Source organism: Nostoc sp. XA010, from assembly GCF_020829625.1.
Lineage (GTDB): Bacteria > Cyanobacteriota > Cyanobacteriia > Cyanobacteriales > Nostocaceae > Nostoc.
In genome coordinates this window covers 12,020-31,027 of sequence record NZ_JAIVFX010000030.1, presented here as the reverse complement: position 1 = coordinate 31,027, position 19,008 = coordinate 12,020, and the positions used below count along the sequence as shown (strand labels likewise).

The 19,008-nt window shown below is 43.6% G+C and carries 9 protein-coding genes; 4 read left to right on the top strand and 5 right to left on the bottom strand.

The annotated features are described in order from the left end of the window. Nucleotides 1-29: 29 nt before the first annotated feature. From LC608_RS28290 to LC608_RS28280, 3 genes are read right to left on the bottom strand one after another with little or no spacing between them, the layout of a single operon-like run. A complete protein-coding gene (locus LC608_RS28290) occupies nucleotides 30-2,633 on the bottom strand; it encodes a hypothetical protein (RefSeq protein ID WP_229556750.1) in 2,604 nt (867 codons plus the stop codon). Nucleotides 2,634-2,635: 2 nt separating this feature from the next. After that, complete coding sequence (locus LC608_RS28285; RefSeq protein WP_229556749.1) at nucleotides 2,636-4,075, bottom strand: cache domain-containing protein; 1,440 nt, start codon at nucleotides 4,073-4,075, stop codon at nucleotides 2,636-2,638. A gap of 40 nt (nucleotides 4,076-4,115) precedes the next feature. Then, nucleotides 4,116-7,352, bottom strand: coding sequence for a type 2 lanthipeptide synthetase LanM family protein (locus tag LC608_RS28280; RefSeq protein ID WP_229556748.1), 3,237 nt, complete (start codon nucleotides 7,350-7,352; stop codon nucleotides 4,116-4,118). A gap of 706 nt (nucleotides 7,353-8,058) precedes the next feature. Between LC608_RS28280 and LC608_RS28275 the strand changes: the two genes are divergently transcribed. Together LC608_RS28275 and LC608_RS28270 are read left to right on the top strand one after the other, a co-directional pair. Beyond that, complete coding sequence (locus tag LC608_RS28275) at nucleotides 8,059-8,439, top strand: NHLP leader peptide family RiPP precursor (RefSeq protein ID WP_229556747.1); 381 nt, start codon at nucleotides 8,059-8,061, stop codon at nucleotides 8,437-8,439. Between the two features lie 312 nt (nucleotides 8,440-8,751). Continuing rightward, a complete protein-coding gene (locus LC608_RS28270; RefSeq protein WP_229556746.1) occupies nucleotides 8,752-10,083 on the top strand; it encodes a S8 family serine peptidase in 1,332 nt (443 codons plus the stop codon). A gap of 137 nt (nucleotides 10,084-10,220) precedes the next feature. Here the strand turns inward: LC608_RS28270 and LC608_RS28265 are convergent, their stop codons facing one another. Together LC608_RS28265 and LC608_RS28260 are read right to left on the bottom strand one after the other, a co-directional pair. Beyond that, nucleotides 10,221-11,024 carry a response regulator gene (locus tag LC608_RS28265; RefSeq protein ID WP_229556745.1) on the bottom strand — a complete coding sequence of 268 codons (804 nt, stop codon included), beginning with the start codon at nucleotides 11,022-11,024 and terminating at the stop codon, nucleotides 10,221-10,223. A 70-nt stretch (nucleotides 11,025-11,094) separates the two neighbouring features. Beyond that, nucleotides 11,095-12,522: an ATP-binding protein gene (locus LC608_RS28260; RefSeq protein ID WP_229556744.1), complete on the bottom strand. Its 1,428-nt coding sequence runs from the start codon at nucleotides 12,520-12,522 to the stop codon at nucleotides 11,095-11,097. Between the two features lie 422 nt (nucleotides 12,523-12,944). Here LC608_RS28260 and LC608_RS28255 point away from each other — a divergent pair, with 422 nt between their 5' ends. Together LC608_RS28255 and LC608_RS28250 are read left to right on the top strand one after the other, a co-directional pair. Beyond that, complete coding sequence (locus LC608_RS28255) at nucleotides 12,945-16,259, top strand: S-layer family protein (RefSeq protein ID WP_229556743.1); 3,315 nt, start codon at nucleotides 12,945-12,947, stop codon at nucleotides 16,257-16,259. Nucleotides 16,260-16,313: 54 nt separating this feature from the next. Further along, nucleotides 16,314-18,914: a CHAT domain-containing protein gene (locus LC608_RS28250; RefSeq protein ID WP_229556742.1), complete on the top strand. Its 2,601-nt coding sequence runs from the start codon at nucleotides 16,314-16,316 to the stop codon at nucleotides 18,912-18,914. Nucleotides 18,915-19,008 lie beyond the last annotated feature (94 nt).

Here is a 19,008-nt window from a genome sequence, read left to right as displayed (position 1 = left end):
TAATTGGTTATTAGTCAGTTGTCATTCCCTCATCTCACAGAAAATGACGGCTCTGGAAAGGTAAATTTTAACCAGCATCCATCACTAATGAGAGGAAGCAAAACTCGTCCACTGGATAACATCAAGTCAAATTGCATATTCTTATTTCCACTTTGAACTTCCACAAATGCAGGTAAACTTTTAGAGTCAATCTGCGAATTGCTCCTATGTGCCCACACTCTCAACTCCTGTTTTCGCTTGGTTGGTAAGCGGAAGGTGGCATACTTTAGGGATGAAAGTGATGGAATCTCGACAGTGGCAGCTTGGTAGTGTTGTTCACCTTCGGCATATCCCAATAACACGTCTGCTATTTTTGGTTGTCCGCCAGCAGTGATTGTGAATACGGATCGTCCTCCTTGGTGTTGCTCTCGCAGTTCCACTACTACACGACAAGTAAACGCACCAAAGTAGTTCATTACTAAAGTTGCTCCTAAAGATAGCGCAGCAATAGACAATGCACTGATACGCGCCACGGAGTTTTCCCAAATGAACAAACCGTGGACGAGTAGGATAGCTAAAAATAAGCTGTATACACCGACGCTGAACAATGGATGGTTGAGAATCTTGAAGACTACTCCGGGTACAAGTTCTCCTTTACGGCGGCTAGAAACCAATAGTAAAACTGGGAAAATGCCGCCAACAAGGGAGTTGCCAAGTACACCAGCAAAGGCGAGTACGCTGGTAAAAGATTGTGTACCAGCCATGAACAGCCATTCAGTTAGTAAAAAGACTAGAAGTAACGGAGTGATAGATAGCAAAAAGCGACGTTGCTTTAGTAAGGTTTTCCAAAACCTTTGTGTCTGACTCTGATGCTCGGAAGTAGGATTACTAAAATCAGCTTTTAATCCTCCTTCGTAAACCAAGAGCATGGGTGAAATGGCTTGTATACAAGCATTATCATCATTAGCCGATCGCACTTCTAAAGTCAGGCGAGTATCCCACTTGCATAAGTCGGGGAACTGATGCAGTAGCTCTTTAATATTCCAACGTCCAGCGAAGGCAATTTCTACATGATGGACATTGCCATTCAACTGAATATCTAGACGAAACTTGGACTTCGCTTCTTCTACCCCCAGGTAGGTTACACCAATATGAGGAACACAGTTGCGATCGCCATAGGGATGCAATATTAATATTCCCTGCTGGCGTGGTAGCCTTAAAATCGGTTGGGGACGGGTAGGTAACCACTCTCTAGCTAGGTTGACTAAAAGGCTGGAACTGCGGAGCCAAGCCATTCCTAACAGCAAGGTGACTAAGACTGCGCCCAAGACTGTGACAATCGCACCAACTTCCACCGCCAAGGGTTCCAAAGCAGTACCTGACTGTCCAGTTAGTAAATCTGGCGAGACGGCTCCGTTGACTGCAAGCACCCAAATACAAAATAGAAGAGTTAAAAAACCAGTTCCCGCCACGCTTCCCCAAATTAAAGATCCAGCGCTAGGGTCACGGGGAAGTATCAGTTTGGCACATTCTCCTACATAAACATGCCCGAAGTAAAGCATCAAGCTCACACCTAAAATTCGTTGTAGCATCCAGGGGTGGAAAGGTTGACCGTCAAGAAAAGGCAAGTTTACATATAAAAGGTTTTCTATTTGGACGTGGCGGAATGCCAACAATGAAAGAATGAGAAGCAAACTCACGTTGATGCCTGCTAGTAATACCATCAAGGCAACGGTGAAGTTTAAAGATTTACTAGATACCAAATACAATCCGGCGCAGAACAGAAACACCGCCCATAGTGCTGCTGGTATCTGGGTAAAGTTTGCCATAGTCACCGACAAACCGATATAACAAGCTAAGGCTATGAGGAAAACACGGATACCAACTGCTATAGAAAGTATAAATGAGCCTGTATTTCCTAAATAATTAGATACTAATTGTTTGATAAAAGCATTGCCATAACGGAAATCGCCACTGCGACCAACGGCTTCTGCCATGCAAGCCATAGTTAGAATATTGATTATACCGATGATGGCTATGAAAGCAATTGTAGCTAACGGGCCTATATCGGCCACGGCGATTGGCAAAGCTAAAAAGGCTTGAGGAAGACCCAAAGCTACAGTCAGTATGGAGGCTAGCCAGAAGGGTGGTAGAGACTCTAGATGCTGGGCGATCGCTGCTGTCATCCAGCGCCACTGTTCCATCAGTGATAACTTGGATGCAAATATAGTCGGGAGTTGCTTTCTATACAACCGCAAGTAAGCCACTTGTACTGACTTCTCATCCAAACCCAAAGTTGCGCGGATGTTAGGCACAGTTTGATAGATAAAAGTATATTTTTGACTGAGGGCATGGGCGATCGCAGCTTTGAGTCTGGGATTTTCTGGTACAAGGTTTGCCCACTGCTGGGCGTAGCGTTCTAAGTGCTGGATGGTGGGGTGGACTGGCGGGGCGTTTCCTAAAGCAAAGGCTTCCAGGAAAGCCAAATCGCGCTCTGAGGCAGCTTGCTCTGTGAGGGAAAACTCCATCCGCGATCGCGCCACTATCTGTGCTGTGCGACTCTCAAGCAAAAACAGGACTGTATTGGCTCGTTTCGCTGGTAAACCCGCTAGCACTTCCTCTCGTGATATCAGTTCGTCATCATCAAATGACATATCTATGCCTCACAGTTTAGCGATCGCTCTTTGAGAGATTGCACCTTTGTCTGCAATCTCTGGTAGTAATCTGTCTCAGTTTCGCTAACAGTTACTTTTTGTTCTCTGAGCTTTTGAATCTTTTTTTGTAACTGCCGAAAATGTTCATTTTCCGTAATTTCCGCAACATTGCTGGCTCTTTTAGCCTCGTCAATCTCAATATGCAGTTCCCGAACTTGCATTTTCAACTTTTGATCTCGCATCCTTACTTGTTCAGCCATCTTCAAGAAAACGCGGACTAATTGACCCATGTCGTCTTGGCTATGAGCTAATTTCGTTAATCTAGGAAGCAACTCCAGTACACGAGCATCAAAATCGTCATGTTCCAGTGCTTGCGCTGCGGCTGTGAGGGCGTAAATCGGTCGAGAAATTCTCCGCGCTAGGAGCAATGCCATGATGGCTGTGATTCCGCCCACAATCAAGAGACTGCCACCATGCAGCCAAATCAGGTGTTTCAATGGTTCGCTAAAATCTTCTTTGGGCTGACTGACTCCCAGTACCCAGGTTTGTTGTTGCAAAGGTGCAAAGCCAACTATCCGGGGCATTTCCTGAGGTGGAAAGCGATAAGTAGTGTGACCTGCGTGTTTAGCTCTCACCATTACCTGCAACTCAGGAATGCCTAAGCTTTCAATCTGATTTAAAGCGTAACGTCTATCTTTGACAACCCGCTCTAATACCTCAGCCCGTAGAGGGACGAGGCTATGGTAAAGGAGAGATTTATTGAAATGACTAATGATTACTCCCTGTTGGTCAATCAGAAAGGTATAGCTTTGGTCGCCTACTTTTAGTGCATCCGCGATCGCCCAGATACCTTCTCCTTTAATTTTAAGGACTGTGACTCCGATAATTTCGCCTTCTTGCGATCGCACTGGTTGGGAGAAAAACATCCCTGGTCGTTTCGTCGTTTCGCCTACCAAGATGCTAGATATATAGGATTTCCCTTGAATGCTGGAACGGAAGTATTCACGGAAGGCGTAGTTTTGACCAAGGAATTTAGGATCGCTGGTGGCAACAGCACGACCCTGTTTATCCATGACAAACACAGCATCAAAGTCTGGGTTTGAACGGAAGACGTTTTGTAGAGTTTGTTGCAAGTTAGGGCGGAGGGCTTCTTGCTCAGAAGATGTGGATGCTGCTAAGAAATTTACGACATTGCGATCGCTGCTAACTTGCACCACAACACGTTGAATATCAATAATTAACTGGTCAAGACGACTAGCAGTACTGGTAGCTAACAATTCTAGTTTGCGGTATTCACCAGCCTCCACACTATCCAAGCTCTGCCGCAAGTTGTAGTAGGTGGTGAAGCTCATCGGTATGAGTGCAACTGACACCAACACTGCTGATATTTTGGCAGCAATAGACCAAGCAGGCGGGTAAAGTAACCGATGTAAGCGCTTCATTTAATCCACCATAATAATTTAGTTGCAAAAATCTCTAAGTTCACTCCCACAGCAACACAGAAGGAAGTAATTCTGGATACGCTAACCTCAGTACCTGATAACCAATTCCGGCGGTACCTTGAAAGAAACCAGGGTTGTAAACATCTGCGGAAAGTTCGGGAAATAAATAAAAAGCACCGACTTGCTTTGCCCTTGCTAAAACTGTTGCCGCTTGTTTTTGGACAGTTTCTAGTAGTTCTGAATTCGACAGTTTCATGGCTCCTATTAGTAGCACTTCCATCCTGCCAAAGTTACCACAGCAGAGATGGTCAAGGTTTTGTAAACCAAACTGTTGAGTCGTGTTTAATGCGACTGCAATCTCTTGCCGGATTTCTGGAGTATCAAGAATTTCTAGACTGCCCAAACGACCTAAACCAATGCCAGGCGCACCATGACACCAACTGGTCATAAAAGAAGGTTTTTCTGCTCTCACGTCTTGCCAATTTCCAGCATTGGGGGAAAATACACTGCGTTCATAGGCGATCGCTTCTTCTGCTGCTTCGAGAAAATTTGGATCTTGCGTGGTTTTGTACAATCGCACTAAGGCGTAGGCAATACCCGCCGCACCATGAGAAAATCCCGTGACTAGCTTGCCTTCTAAAGTTGCCCAAGCTCTAAATCCAGAATCGCTTTTAGTGCGGCTAACCAGTAAGTGATAGCCTAAAGCAGTGGCTCGATCTAAAATAGCTGAATCTGATGAAACTTGGTACAAACTTAGTAATCCTAATATTGCCCCAGCAGAGCCCGATATTGTGTCAAAAGAGCGATCGCTTGCAATGCTTTCCTCAGTGATTAACGATGCTGCAAGGCTAGCAATATCCAAAAGCTCCGGCTGATCCAGAAATTGGCTAACCCTTACTAAGCTGTAGACAATAGACCCTAATCCAGTGGCTCCACCGATACCGATTTGCTTGGTAAATTTACGCTGAGAGTTTGCGTCTATATTCTGCAAAGATTTTCTCAGGTCTTGCAAGGCACTGAGTGTTAAATCTTGAAATCCTGCGTCACCAGTAATTTTTGCTAAGGCTGCTAAAAATAAAGCCACACCACAAACACCGTCGTACAAGCCATCGCCCAGTGGCTGAAGTTGCATCCGTCCTGCATTAGGCAAGTAGCCCATACCAATCCAGGTAACACTGCGATCGGCAGCTTCAATTGCTCGTTGTTGTAGTTCTTTGGCAATTTCCACTGCTTCTTGTACCAACTGTGTTTGTGTCAAGGGAGTCTTTGTATTCCAATCAAAATCGCCATTAGTAGGTGTTGCACTGGTCATGCCACGACCCACCCACGAGTAAAAAGAACCCCGAATAATTGCAATCTGTTGGGCTAAATCTGCATCATTCAGCTGCCTTAAACGAGAAATCATCCGCTCATAGCTGGGTTCTTTAAAATATCCCTCAATAATTAAGTCATTAACTCTTAGAGCATCACTGCTTGAGTCAGCAACAAAGTAAGGTATATCCATTTGCTCTAAAGCTTGTAATTCTGCTGATAGCAGTGGCCAGATAGAAGGTTTTGTATCAGATGCCAAAAATGCCCGACTTAAAACATCTAGCTGAATACTGCGGTCTATACCATACCGCAAAAATTTTGGGTTCAGGGTTGTATTCAGAATATGGCTGTAGACTTGGGTATCACGAAACACAAACCGTACTTTCTGATGAGCCAAAACTACCAAAGGACTATCCATTGCCAAAAGAGCTTCTCGCTGCTCTAACAAAAACTGATACATCTGCTGAAAACCATCTACGATTTCACTAACGTAATCATTAGGTAACAGAGTGACATCATTAAGGCAAAGTGCATTACCTGCCGATGGCATTGTACCAGAGTTATATTCCAGCGTCATGCTGTCAGTGTTGATATTCTGCCACTTTTGACTTTTAACAGGGATTTCTTGACTAAATCCCCCCAATCCACTAATGTCGTAAGGTTTTCCTTTATCTAACTCAAATCCCCAGATTGGCAGTAATCCAGTTCGCAGTACGGAGTCCAAAATTTGTTGATTAGCCAAGTATTGCGCCCCCATTTCATCTATGGGGTCAAGCTCGGAGGTATGGGGATGCAGAAGAGTTTCTAGGTCTACCAGCGTTGGGTATTCTCCACTGGCAATCAAATTTCCACAATGGCAGTCATTCCCTTGTAGCAAGTAGAGTAGACACAGAAGCATCCCCGCGCGCTGGTAGTATCGCTGCGCTGCTGCTTCATCCTTACAGGGCAAATGCTCTACATACTCCATCCAGCCATGAGTAGTACAGTCGATTACTTTAACTATTTTGAACGGCAACAGCAAGTTTTGGTGATCGCACCAGGCTAGTAACTGAAAATATGCAGCTTCCAAGCCTAAGCCTCTGGGTTTGTATATTACTTTTAATTCCGAAGCAAAGGTGAGAGCCATCACCGAGCGTCCTTGATTGTGAGAATCGGAAAGATTAAACTCGATTGCAACAACCTGACCTGTATCTTCTTGAAAGGTTTGCTGGATGCTAGGTAAGTCTAATGCTAATCGCTGGAGAAATTCCGTTTTTTCCTCTACCCAGAGATCCAATGCTGTCGCTACTAGCCGAGCTAAAACGTTGTATTTCTGAAAGAATGACAAGAGCTTACCTGTTTTCATCTCTTGGATAAAGTTTTGATACTGCTCATTAGAGCCTATATTTTTTCCTTGTCCCCATAAGAGAGTGAAAGCGGATTGCTTAAGCGCTCTAAATAGTGAAAATTCCAACTCTAGAGACCGGGCGCAAAGAGATACTAACTGCACTAACAGTTGCCGTTCTAGATGGATATGAACAGTTTCCGATAGCAGTTGCCAACTTGTACCAACTTGTACAACTAGTTTTTGCCGTGCTATGTGAACAAAAGATAGATAAACTTCTTCAAAAGGAATTGGCTTTTCAGCATCCAGACAGCGAGATGTACTTGCATATGCTGTTTCCCAGTCCATTTGCAAAGCTTTCTGTAAAGTTTCTGTCCACAAGGGGAGTTGTTGTATTTCAGCAAGACGAACATCACCCAGAATATTATTAACAGTGCTAAAATCCAAACCTTCTGAGGTAAGGCGTTTAGCAAATTTTTCTGGGTTTCCTTGCGCCACAACCTGACACCAAACTTCCAAACGAGAGGTAATCAGCTTTTCATTTATTATTGCCCGATCTGGAACAAAGCACTTGCAGAATCTTTCAGATAATGTACTAGCTTGCTCGGTTATTTTGAGTAAATCTTGCTGTGAAACTTTCATCTATTCGCATCCTGTTTTATTTGACACCAGAATGTTTCTCTCCTGTCGCTTAGATTTGTAGTTTAGGGTATATTAGCCCCAAATTACAATCCAAAATCTTTCGGCAAGACTCAGATTTTTTTAGGTATTACTTGACGTTTAATAATGAAATACAAAAAATGATAAAGCCACTTCCTTTGTAAGGTAAGCATTGCAATACCCACCCTAAGAGACCATTTATAAACTAAATCTTAAGTAGGGTGTGTTACGACTTTAGCCTAACGCACCATGTTATAAGCGGTGCGTTAGGCGCTCATATCATCTTTTTCATAACAAATATGCAATATGCGCCTAACACACCCTACAGTAATTTTATTTTTACTTTATAAATAACCTCTAAGGTAGTTTATTCGCTATTGTATATTTTTAGATCGCTGTTAATGAACTTATTGGTGTTTACAGCGCTTCCGGCTATTATGCAATATAGTTTTCTTCTTGCCCTCTCCTACCATCGCCTTCAGCTTTTAGGATGTACTTTATAGCTGCCGGGAATGCTGTATTTATTTCAATTTTCTAGAGTTTGATAAAGATTTTGCATTTCTCTAAAAAAACTCTTAATTTTTTATATTTAGCTCCTAAAAAATTCGTATTGACTGTTTAGTTAGTGAATCTATATTATAGTTAGTGTCAATCTCAGGTTGACGAAAAATAGTAAGGAGAAAAGAAAATGCACGAAGAACTGAAAAAAGTGATCTCTCAGGCAATGAATACCAGATTTGAGTTTGAGCAAAAGCTCATTCAGCGTGCTTGGGAAGATGAAACTTTTAGGCAAGAATTGCTCAACAATCCTAAAGCAGTTTATGCGAGAGAGGCTGGAGTAGAAATTCCAACAAACCTTGAAATTGAACTCATCCAGGAAACTGAAAATAAGGTTTACATTGTACTTCCAAATACTCCTGCTTCAACTATTGCAACTGAAGGGGAATTATCTGAGGAATCTCTAGAGGCAGTGGCAGGTGGTAAAATTAAGAAATTCACCTGGGATTGTAGCGGTAAGATTAAAAAATTCACCTGGGACTGTTGGGCAAGCGGCAACAAGTTAGTGTAAGCGTAAGCTTGGTACGCCAGTCAATATTTGGAATTCCAAACTGTTCGAATCCAGTGAGCTTTAACAGAGAATTCTGCTATAATCACTGGATTTACTTTCTTAAAGATTTAGATATTGGGTTGAAGGAAGATTAATAGTTAAGATTTTGGACTTGCTGAATTTACACTTCCTCCTCTAGTTAAAATTTAGCTTTTCAGCCGATTTATCTTACATTCTTCTGATTTGATTTCTGAATAAATCACATTTACAACTTGGTTTATGGCTCAATATTATGTAGCGATTTGTAATTGATATAGTCAGGAGTAAACAGAGGTGGATCAGAATACAAAGTGTTGGATGAAAGTATACTCCAATAATTTGGATCAAAAAAATTTACCAACATGTGAACAAGAAAGTTCTTACCAACAATTAGCCAACGGTTTTACCCAAAAGTTGATTACGTCGGGAGCGATTGCCATAGTTGCCACACTAGGAAGCTTCGTTGCCGAGGTACAAGCGGCTACCTTCTCTCTGCCAATTGAAGCGGCAGCTAAAGCTACAGGGGTTGATGTTTTGCGCGATCGCTACAACTTAGACGGCAGCGGAATCACTATCGGCATTATATCCGATAGCTTTGCCACAGCAGAAACCTTCGATATTTCTGGTAATCGAGATACCTACGCAACCAACATCGCTGATGGCTACTTACCCTCTGGCGTTAAGGTGCTAAAGGATTACAGTGAAGCTGACACCACAGATGAGGGTCGCGCTCTATCGCAGCTCATCCATGCTATCGCTCCAGGGGCTAAGTTAGCGTTCCACACGGATGGGCGCGGTGCAGATAATTTAGGTCAAGGCATTCAGGCTTTAGCAGCGGCCGGGGCAGATATTATTGTCGATGATGTCCATTATGTCTATCCCCCGGATATTCCTGATGCACCTTTAAACCAATTAGATTTGGAGCCTCCAGAAGGACTAATCAACCAGGCAATTAACACGGTAGTCAATCAGGGGGTTTCATACTTTACTTCCGCTGGTAATGGTATTGATATCCCAATCTACGGACACTCGAATAATCCAAATGCGCTGACCGTTGGAGCAGTATACTACGGAAATGCGGAATCCTACTCAAACAAAACGTTCGATGTTGTTTTAGAGCAGGGGCAACTGGAACCATTTTCTCGGGAAGGCAACCTTGATTTCCTCAAGCCTGATGTTGTGGCTCCAGACGGGCTGCCGATTTCCTTCGGCTTGGGCGGTAAAGATGCTCCTCGTATTGCCAACCCCGGCTTCTTCGACTTCTTCGGGACTTCTGCATCGGCACCGTACACAGCAGCAGTAGCAGCGCTGTTATTGCAAGCAGATTTAAGCGCAACACCCACTGAGATATATAACGCGCTGAGAAATACAGCTGATAGCCCTGTATCTGGTTTTGACTCCAGACTAGGTTTTGGCTTAATTCAGGCAGATAAAGCGATCGCAGCGCTAGGTGTAAAGCCTAAACCAATTCCTGAACCTGCGACAAATCTAGCTGTGATATGTGTTGGTGTGCTGATTGCAGGTTTGTCTTTGAAACGCAATCAACAGAGGTCTAAGACCATAGCTAACCCCAGTGAGAGACTTACCTTAGTTCACTCAAGTTTTACGCAGTTGCCCAAAGTCTAAAAGCCGCCCTAGCCTGCGAGAAACAGATATTTACATAGCTTCAAAAGCCCACTTTTGTGGACTTTTTATAACGTAAGTTACGAACTAGTAAATAAGTTTTCCGAGTCAAATCGCATTCCTATAACTAGTGATCAATTCTATTTGGCGCTCGATTGAATGCGTTGCATTTTTCGCCAAACTTGAGGAGTCGTTCCAAAGCTGATGCGAAACTGGCGAAAGAAACATCCCGCATAGCGATAGCCTACTGTCTCAGCAATTTGCTCAATTGATTGGTTAGTTTCTAGGAGCAAGGAACACGCTGCTGCCATGCGGCGTTTGGCAATCCATTGATGCACTGTTTCTCCAGTTTGCCGTCGCACTAGGTCAGTTAAGTAAGCTGCTGAATAACCAACTGCTTGGGCTACGTCAGTTAAACCTATCGGTTGATGGTAATTTGCTTCGATGAACTCAAAGACCTCACGAAAATCAGGATCAGAAGGCAACAGAGTTAGGGGGTTTACTGGTTTTTTAGTCTGACTACTCTTTGGCTTAGGAATTTCCTGAAACTCAGCAATATACAACTGCTTTTGGGCTGCTCGTTTTTTTATCTGAGCAGTGATCGCCTCTAATAATTCCTCTACAGTAAAGGGCTTGGTAAGATAGTCATCAGCTCCCAGATTCATACCTTGACGAATCTCAGTTTTAGTAGCCTTAGCACTGAGAAAAATGAGGGGTATTGTTGCTGTTACAGAGTTTTGGCGCAACGTGGTGAGGACACCATAACCATCAAGTTCTGGCATGAAAATGTTGCAAATTACTAGGTCTGGCAAGTGTTCTTGTGCCTGCTGAATGCCCACAAGACCGTTTTCTGCACCAATCGCATTGAACCCTTCTGCCTCTAAACTGTCTAGAAACATTTCTCGGCTTACTGCCTCATCTTCGATGACTAAAATTTTTTTCATTGTCTTTTCAACTATTGAGTTGCTGGATAAAAACTCTCTTGCAGAGATTGTTATAAAACCTGAAATTCAGTTAATTGAACTTTTTTACACGAGATGCAAATTCTATGACAATCACGTTTTGGCTTTCTCTTAGTGCTGATCTAATGTAGTGATAGGCTTGGGCTTTCACTGGTTGACAAAATGGCAAGGTGATTGTAAACGTTGTACCCACCCCGACTTCACTCGTTACGGTAATTTGACCATGATGCAAGTTTACAAGCTTTTTAACAAGTGCTAATCCCAACCCATTGCCTGGTATATCGCCAGTATTTTCACCCCGATAAAATGGTTCAAACAGCCGTTGTTGGTCTGTCGGTGAAATGCCAATTCCTCTATCCTTAATTTGAAAAATAATTTTCTCTTGACATGAAATTATGACATTAACTGTTGTGCCAACTGGAGAATATTTGATTGCATTCGATAGCAAGTTCGTGAGAATAGGTTGTAGCAATTTTTTATCTAGAAAAACTGATTGACAATCACCTTGGCTAACAAAGTTGATTGAATGGTCATGGCTTTTAAAATTTAGTTCTGTCACTATGTCACGGCAGAATTGAGCAAGATTAAGTGCTTCTGGCTCAAACTTTAGCTTTCCTACTTCTGCTCTATCCAGCGTGAGAAATTCATCCATTAAATGGCTTAGTTGTTCCACTGCTGTTTCAAGCTGCTGCAAATACTGTAGTTTCTTCTCTTCAGCCCAACAATGATAATAACGTTTCAGTAGGCTAGTGGCAAACGAGATAATGTTTAGAGGCGCACGGAATTCATGAGAGGCCATAGAAACAAAGTGCGCTCTATCTTCAGCAAGCTGTTTTTCTTGTTTTAAAGCAAAGCGAATTTCTTCTTCTGTTTGTCTCTGTTTAGTAATCTCTCGAAAGCTCCATACTGTGCCAATAGTTTGTTCGCCTAACCGCAGAGTTTGACAGTATTGCTCGAAAAACCTTCCATCCTTGAATTCCAGGATATCGTAGTCTCGAAAATCCAATTGACCATCTAGTTCTTGAATGCGTCCGCAAAAAATTTCTGGATTTTTAAGTTGGTCTTTATAGAAAGTTACATACTGGTTAGGGTTTTGTGACATCATCATCGAATCTGGAATCTGCCACATTTGGAAAAATTTTTGGTTACAGGTAAGAATATCTCCCTTACAACTGATAGCAATAATACTGTCAGCAGTGGAATCAAAAGTTGCCTGGAGCAAAGAAAGAGACTTTTCTAGTTCTATCTGTGTCTGCTGATATGAAGCTTTCTCACGACATAATTCCTCTTTAGCAGCATTTAATTCAGCCAATAGTTCTTGCACTTTTGACTCTAACGCTGTATTTTTTGTCTGTAAGGCTAAGAAACTCTGCTGACGTAAGCGAAGCTCGTCGTAGACATCGCTTATATCATGCTCCCAGATATGCGGGAGTGTGACTTGAAAATTTTGTTGTTCTAAAATACCATTGTTAGAAACCATACTTCCACAAAACTTATTATTTTGAGTTGCTAGCTATTACTCGGAAAGTTATGTCTGTGTTTTACACAAGGCATTAGTTTTTGTAAAATTACTTCACAAAATTAATGGGAAAGGTAGGTTACATACTTTCCAAGTGCGATAGATATCAAAACCCTGACTTTTCACGGGATGTGGAAAAGGGGGGCTGGTTCGCGGAAAATTTCTGCGAACCAACTTTTATTGTTGGCGATATTTAGAAGAGACTGTGATGCAATTCTTTCTGAGGAAGGCAAGATTAATCGCAGACTTGTAGTGCGTTGGCGTAGCCCGCCGCAGGCATCGCAGCGTAACTATTCGTAACTATTTCTCGCAATCCTACCGTGGGTTTTCTATCTATCCTTATAAGAGGGTGTAGTTTACTTGCTAGTTATTTAAGGGTTGCAATGTCTAGAATAAAGCGATATAGGCAGCATTGGTGCTGGAAATTCGCATTGGGAAGTTGGTTGGTGATGGGTAGTGTGATCGGCGAAGCTGTATTGCAGACATTGGCTTTATCTTTTAATTGCGCTTTTGCCCAAATTACCCCCGATAGCACTCTACCCAATAATTCAAGGGTTACAACACAAGACAACATCAGTACCATTGAAGGGGGAACCGAAGCTGGAAGCAACTTGTTCCATAGTTTTCAGGAGTTTTCTGCCCCCACTGGTAGCGAGGCTTACTTTAATAATGCTGCGAATATTCAAAATATCATCAGTCGGGTAACGGGTGGGTCAGCTTCTAATATTGATGGGATAATCCGCGCTAACGGCACAGCTAATCTGTTTCTAATTAATCCATCAGGGGTTATTTTTGGAAAAAATGCCAGTTTGCGTATTGGAGGTTCGTTTTTGGGGAGTACGGCAAGTAGCTTGAATTTTGCTGATGGGACTCAGTTCAGTGCGACTGCTCCTCAAACCGCACCCTTGCTGACTGTTAGTGTTCCAATAGGTTTGCAATATGAAGGAAATGCGGCGGACATCCAAAATCAATCCCGGGCGACCAATAGTAGTGGTGAACTTGTGGGTTTACAGGTACAGCCAGGTAGAACTTTGGCTCTTGTGGGCGGCGATGTAAGTTTGGATGGCGGTAGTTTGAATGCTCAAGGTGGTCGCGTAGAGATAGCAGGTGTGGCAGAACCAGGAGCAGTAGGGCTTTTTGTTGATGGAAATGGTCTGCGTTTGAGTTTTCCCGATACTGTGGCACGAGCTAATGTGTACCTCGGCAATCGTGCTGAAGTAAATGTCCGCGCCTCTGGTGGCGGTAGTATTGCTATCAATGCTCAGAACTTGAATCTAACGCAAGGAAGTAAGCTGGAGGCTGGGATAACGTCGGGGTTAGGTTTAGGTGACACTAAGGCAGGCGATATTGAGATTAATAGCACTGGTAATGTCTCCTTTAATGGAGAAGGTAGTGGTGCATACAATCAGGTAGAATCAAACGCCATTGGCAACGCAGGCAACATTAACGTCAAGGCGGTTTCACTATCTGTCACCAATGGAGGTGAATTTAACACGAGTACCACAGGACAAGGAAATGCAGGCAATGTGAACGTTAACGCCAGTGATACAGTCTCTTTTGTTGGGGAGAGTCCCAATAATATTTCCAGCCGTGTCTACAGCCGGGTAGAAAAAACAGGCGTGGGACAAGGAGGTGATATTTATATTAAAACAGGATCGCTTTCAGTGAGTGATGGCGCTTTCTTAAGTACTACTACGCTTGGAATAGGGGACGCAGGCAACGTAACTATTGATGCTGGCGATACAGTCTCCTTTGTTGGGGCGGGTCCTCCTAGTGACGGTTTCTGGCCTAGTGGTGTTTACACTCAAGTGTACACGGGTGCCAAGGGTCAGGGAGGTAATGTCAATATTACGACGGGCTTGCTTTTCGTTACCAATGGTGCTCGGTTGATTACGAGTACGAGTGCTAGAGGACAAGGAAATGCGGGCAACGTGACTATTGATGCCCGTGATACAGTTTCCTTTATTGGGGAGAGTCTCAATAATAGTTCGAGTGGAGCCTTTACCAGGATAGGAGACAAAGGCGTAGGGCAAGCGGGTGATATCTATATCAAGTCAGGGTCACTCTTAGTGAGTGATGGCGCTTTCCTAAGTGCTAATACTGGAGGACAAGGAAATGCGGGCAACGTGACTATTGATGCCCGTGATACAGTTTCCTTTATTGGGGCAGGTCCTCTTAGTGACGATTTTTGGCCTAGTGTTGCTCAAACTCAAGTGGAACCAGGTGCCAGGGGTCAGGGGGGTGATATTTACATCTCGACAGGGTCGCTTAAGGTCACAGGTGGTGCTTTCTTAAGTGCCAGGTCTCTTGGAATAGGGGACGCAGGCAATGTAACCATTAACGCCCGCAATAAAGTCTCTTTTGATGGAGTGGGTAAAAATCGTAGATTCTACCCCTACCTAGGCAGCGGTGCCTACAGCCAGTTAGATGAAAAAGGTGTGGGGCAAGCGGGTGATATTTACATTTCGACAGGGTCGCTTGAGGTAACAGGTGGTGCTTACCTAAGTGCTGGTACCCTTGGAATAGGGGATGCAGGCGATGTAATCATTAACGCCCGCGATCAAGTCTCTTTTGATGGAGTGGGTACAAACGGAATATCCAGTGGTGCTTACGGCCAAGTGCGATTGTTTAATACTCAAGGGCAGGGAGGCAATGTCAATATCACGGCAGGTTCGCTCTCCGTCACCAATGGCGCTAGCCTAAGTTCTAGCACCTATGGTCAGAAAAATGCAGGTAATGTAAACATTAACGTCCGTGATCTGGTTTCTTTTGATGGAGTGGGTACAAACGGAACATCCAGTGGTGCTTCGAGCCGGGTAGAAAAGGATGCCGGAGGTAATGGGGGTAGTGTCAATATCACGACGGGGTCGCTTTCTGTAACCAATGGCGCTAACTTGATCGTTAGCAGCTTCGGACAGGGGAACGCGGGCGATTTGATTATTAACGCCCGCAATACGGTTCGGCTGGACAACCAAAGCCGCATCGGAGCTACCACTATAGTGGGCAATAAGGGCAATATCTCTTTGCGCTCTCAAAACCTAGTGTTAAGTCGCGGAAGCAATATCACCACTAACGCCACTGGAAAAAATGCCATCGGCGGCAACATCAACATTGACACCGATTTCCTCATTGCTTTTGAAAATAGTGACATTAGTGCCAATTCTACTAACTTCCGTGGCGGCAATGTGCGAATCAAAGCCCAAGGTATCTTTGGTACACAGTTCCGAAATGTGGCATCTGATCGTACAAGTGACATTACCGCCACTGGGGCAAATCCTGAACTTAGTGGTTCTGTAGAAATCAACACACCCGACATTGATCCCAACACTGGCTTAGTTAACTTACCCACCGTACCAGTTGATACCCAAGTAGCACAGACCTGTACCGGAGGTAGCGCTGTAGCTAAGAGCAGTTTTACAATAACTGGACGCGGTGGCTTACCGCCTAATCCGGGTGAAGCTCTCAGCGCTGACGCAGTGCAAGTAGATTTGGTGACTCTCAACCCAGAAGTAGGTAATACTCCAGCAGTTTCCACAAATCCCATGAACTCAACACCAGATCGCATAGTAGAAGCTACTGGTTGGGTAATTGCTGCTAATGGTGATGTAATTCTCACTAGTGCACCCACTCTCACGCCTCATTCTTCTTGGCAGAGGACAGCCGATTGCCGTGTATTTAATCAACACCAGGGAGGTTGAGCAACTTACACTGTCTATGTTTAGTAAAAACGCGGTGCAAGTGGGGGCAAAAACATGACAATAAAAAAATCTAGATTACGGAAAATAAAACGCTTTTTAAGTGTACTGCTGCTTTTGGCTATGTTCTTAGGCGCGGGGTTGTTGCCCCCTACTTTCGCACATGTAACTGCGGAAAACTCAAGTCTTCAAAAGTCGTCTTATGCCCAGAGTTTGCTGGAACAGGGCAGTAAATTTTATGAAGCTGAACGGTTTGCTGAAGCTGCTACTTCTTGGCAACACGGTATCTCTGCATTCAAAGCTAATGGAGATGAACTAAGGCTTGCGATCGCACTGGGTAATCTCTCATTAGCTTATCAGCAATTGGGACGGTGGTCAGATGCAGAAACTGCGATCGCTCAAAGTCTCAACTTATTACAAACTGCTCAAGATACAGACACCAAAGAGCGATCGCAAATTCTAGCCCAAGTCCTAGATATCAAAGGTCGTCTGCAATTGGCTCAAAGCAAAGCTGAAGATGCCCTAGATACTTGGCAAGTATCACTTGACATTTATACCAAAATAGGCGACAAGAGGGCGGCTATTCAAAATCAGATTAACCAAGCGCAAGCTTTGCAAACTTTAGGGTTTTATCGGCAAGCCGAGAAGACGTTAAGAGAAAGTACCCAGATTCTCCAAAGTCAACCCAACTCACCTGTTAAAGTTGCAGCTTTGCATAGTCTCGGTAATGTGGTGCAAGTTACAGGTGATTTAGAAACATCTCGGCAGATATTGCAGCAAAGTTTAGAAATAGCTTCATCGTTGCAAGATCAGGAAGCGATCGCTGATATTCTCCTCAGTCTGGGTAATACAGCCCGTGTCCAGCAAGACACGCAAACAGCGATAAAATTTTATCAACAAACTATCAAAACTGCAACCTCACCCACTACACGCATCCAAGCTCAAGCCAATCAACTCAGACTACTGTTGAAAACTGATCAAATGAAAACTGATCAAATGTCAGCTTTCCAAACATTGTCCTCTCAAATTAAAACTCAGCTTAAAGACTTACCCCTTAGTCGGACAGCAATTTCTGCCCGCATTAACTTTGCCCAAAGTCTAATGCAATTCCGAAAAAAAACCGCCGCAGACACTCCCTCATGGTTGGACATTGCCCAATTACTGGCAACTGCTATTGAGCAAGCAAAAAGTTTGCAAGATAAACGCACACAATCCTATGCTCTTGGTGTTTTAGGGCAAGTGTACGAACAAACTCAACAGTGGTCTGATGCCCAAAACCTCACCCAACAAGCCTTGCTCATCGCTCAAGATATCGATGCTAAAGACATTGGTTATCAATGGCAATGGCAACTAGGACGTTTGCTTAAAACTAAGGGAGATACAAAAGGAGCAGTAGCAGCTTACACAGAAGCAGTTAATAATCTCCAAGCCCTCCGTAGTGATTTAGTTGCTGTCAATTCTGCGGTGAAATTTTCCTTTCGAGAAGTAGTTGAACCAGTTTATCGGGAGTTGGTTGATTTACTTTTGCAATCTCCGGGTAATCAAGTTAGCTCAGAAAATCTCGAAAAAGCCAGCAATACAATCGAGTTACTCCAAATAGCAGAACTAGAAAACTTCTTTCGCAACAACTGTTTGAATGCTCAAATCCTTAATCCAAAAAAAGATCCAAAAGCAGCAATTATTTATCCATTTATTTTGCCAGACCGATTAGAAGTCATCCTCCAGCTGCCTCAACAGCGTTGGTTGCACTACAGTACCGCTGTAGTTGAAAAAGAAGTGGAAAGTACTTTAGCGCAACTACAGGAAAATTTACCCAAACCACACACGCTGCGACAGGTTCAATCTTTATCCCAGAAGGTTTACAAATGGCTGATTCAGCCTGCTGAAGCTGCCTTAGCTGAAAGTAACACTCCTACTTTGGTGTTTGTGCTGGATGGTTGGTTGCGAAATATTCCGATGGCAGCTCTCTACGATGGCAAACAGTATTTAGTTGAGAAGTTTAACATTGCACTCACCCCCAGTCTGCAACTGATTGAACCCAAAACATCAGAGAAAGAATTCAAGGCAATAGCCGCAGGATTGAGTGAAGCAAGTTCGGGATTTTCTGCACTACCCAACGTCAAACTTGAATTAGAACAAATCCGCTCTCAAGTCCCTAGCAGCATCCTTCTGAATCAAGAATTTACCAGCAAAACTTTGCAAAACCGGATTAATTCTTTATCTTTCCCTATCGTTCATCTTGCAACTCATGGTCAGTTTAGCTCCAAGGCTGAGGAGACATTTATTGTCGCTTGGAATGAGCGTATTTATGTCAAAAAGTTAAATGAGTTAGTGCGAACGCTAGAGCAAAATAGACCCGAAGCGATTGAATTGCTCATTCTTAGTGCTTGTCAAACAGCTGCCGGGGATGAACAAGCTGCACTAGGAATTGCTGGTGTCGCTTTTCAGGCAGGGGCACGCAGTACGATCGCTTCTTTGTGGAACTTGGATGATGAGTCTACTGCTGTGTTGATGAGTCAATTTTACCAAGAGTTAGCTAACAAAAACCTGACTAAAGCTGAAGTACTCCGTCGCGCCCAGCTAGCTCTTTTGCAAAATCCCAAATACAAACGTCCCAGGTTTTGGGCCCCCTATGTTCTTTTAGGTAATTGGCTTTGAGCCATCACCACTTCAAGTGGTGGGATTCACGCTAGTACAGCAGGGCGGAAGTCAAAAGTCAAAAGTCAAAAGTCAAACAGGTAGACAACGTAAG

Coding starts and splice junctions, on each gene's coding strand:
- LC608_RS28290 (WP_229556750.1), bottom strand. CDS start 2,633: ATGTCATTTGATGATGACGAACTGATATCACGAGAGGAAGTGCTAGCG.
- LC608_RS28285 (WP_229556749.1), bottom strand. CDS start 4,075: ATGAAGCGCTTACATCGGTTACTTTACCCGCCTGCTTGGTCTATTGCT.
- LC608_RS28280 (WP_229556748.1), bottom strand. CDS start 7,352: ATGAAAGTTTCACAGCAAGATTTACTCAAAATAACCGAGCAAGCTAGT.
- LC608_RS28275 (WP_229556747.1), top strand. CDS start 8,059: ATGCACGAAGAACTGAAAAAAGTGATCTCTCAGGCAATGAATACCAGA.
- LC608_RS28265 (WP_229556745.1), bottom strand. CDS start 11,024: ATGAAAAAAATTTTAGTCATCGAAGATGAGGCAGTAAGCCGAGAAATG.
- LC608_RS28260 (WP_229556744.1), bottom strand. CDS start 12,522: ATGGTTTCTAACAATGGTATTTTAGAACAACAAAATTTTCAAGTCACA.
- LC608_RS28255 (WP_229556743.1), top strand. CDS start 12,945: ATGTCTAGAATAAAGCGATATAGGCAGCATTGGTGCTGGAAATTCGCA.
- LC608_RS28250 (WP_229556742.1), top strand. CDS start 16,314: ATGACAATAAAAAAATCTAGATTACGGAAAATAAAACGCTTTTTAAGT.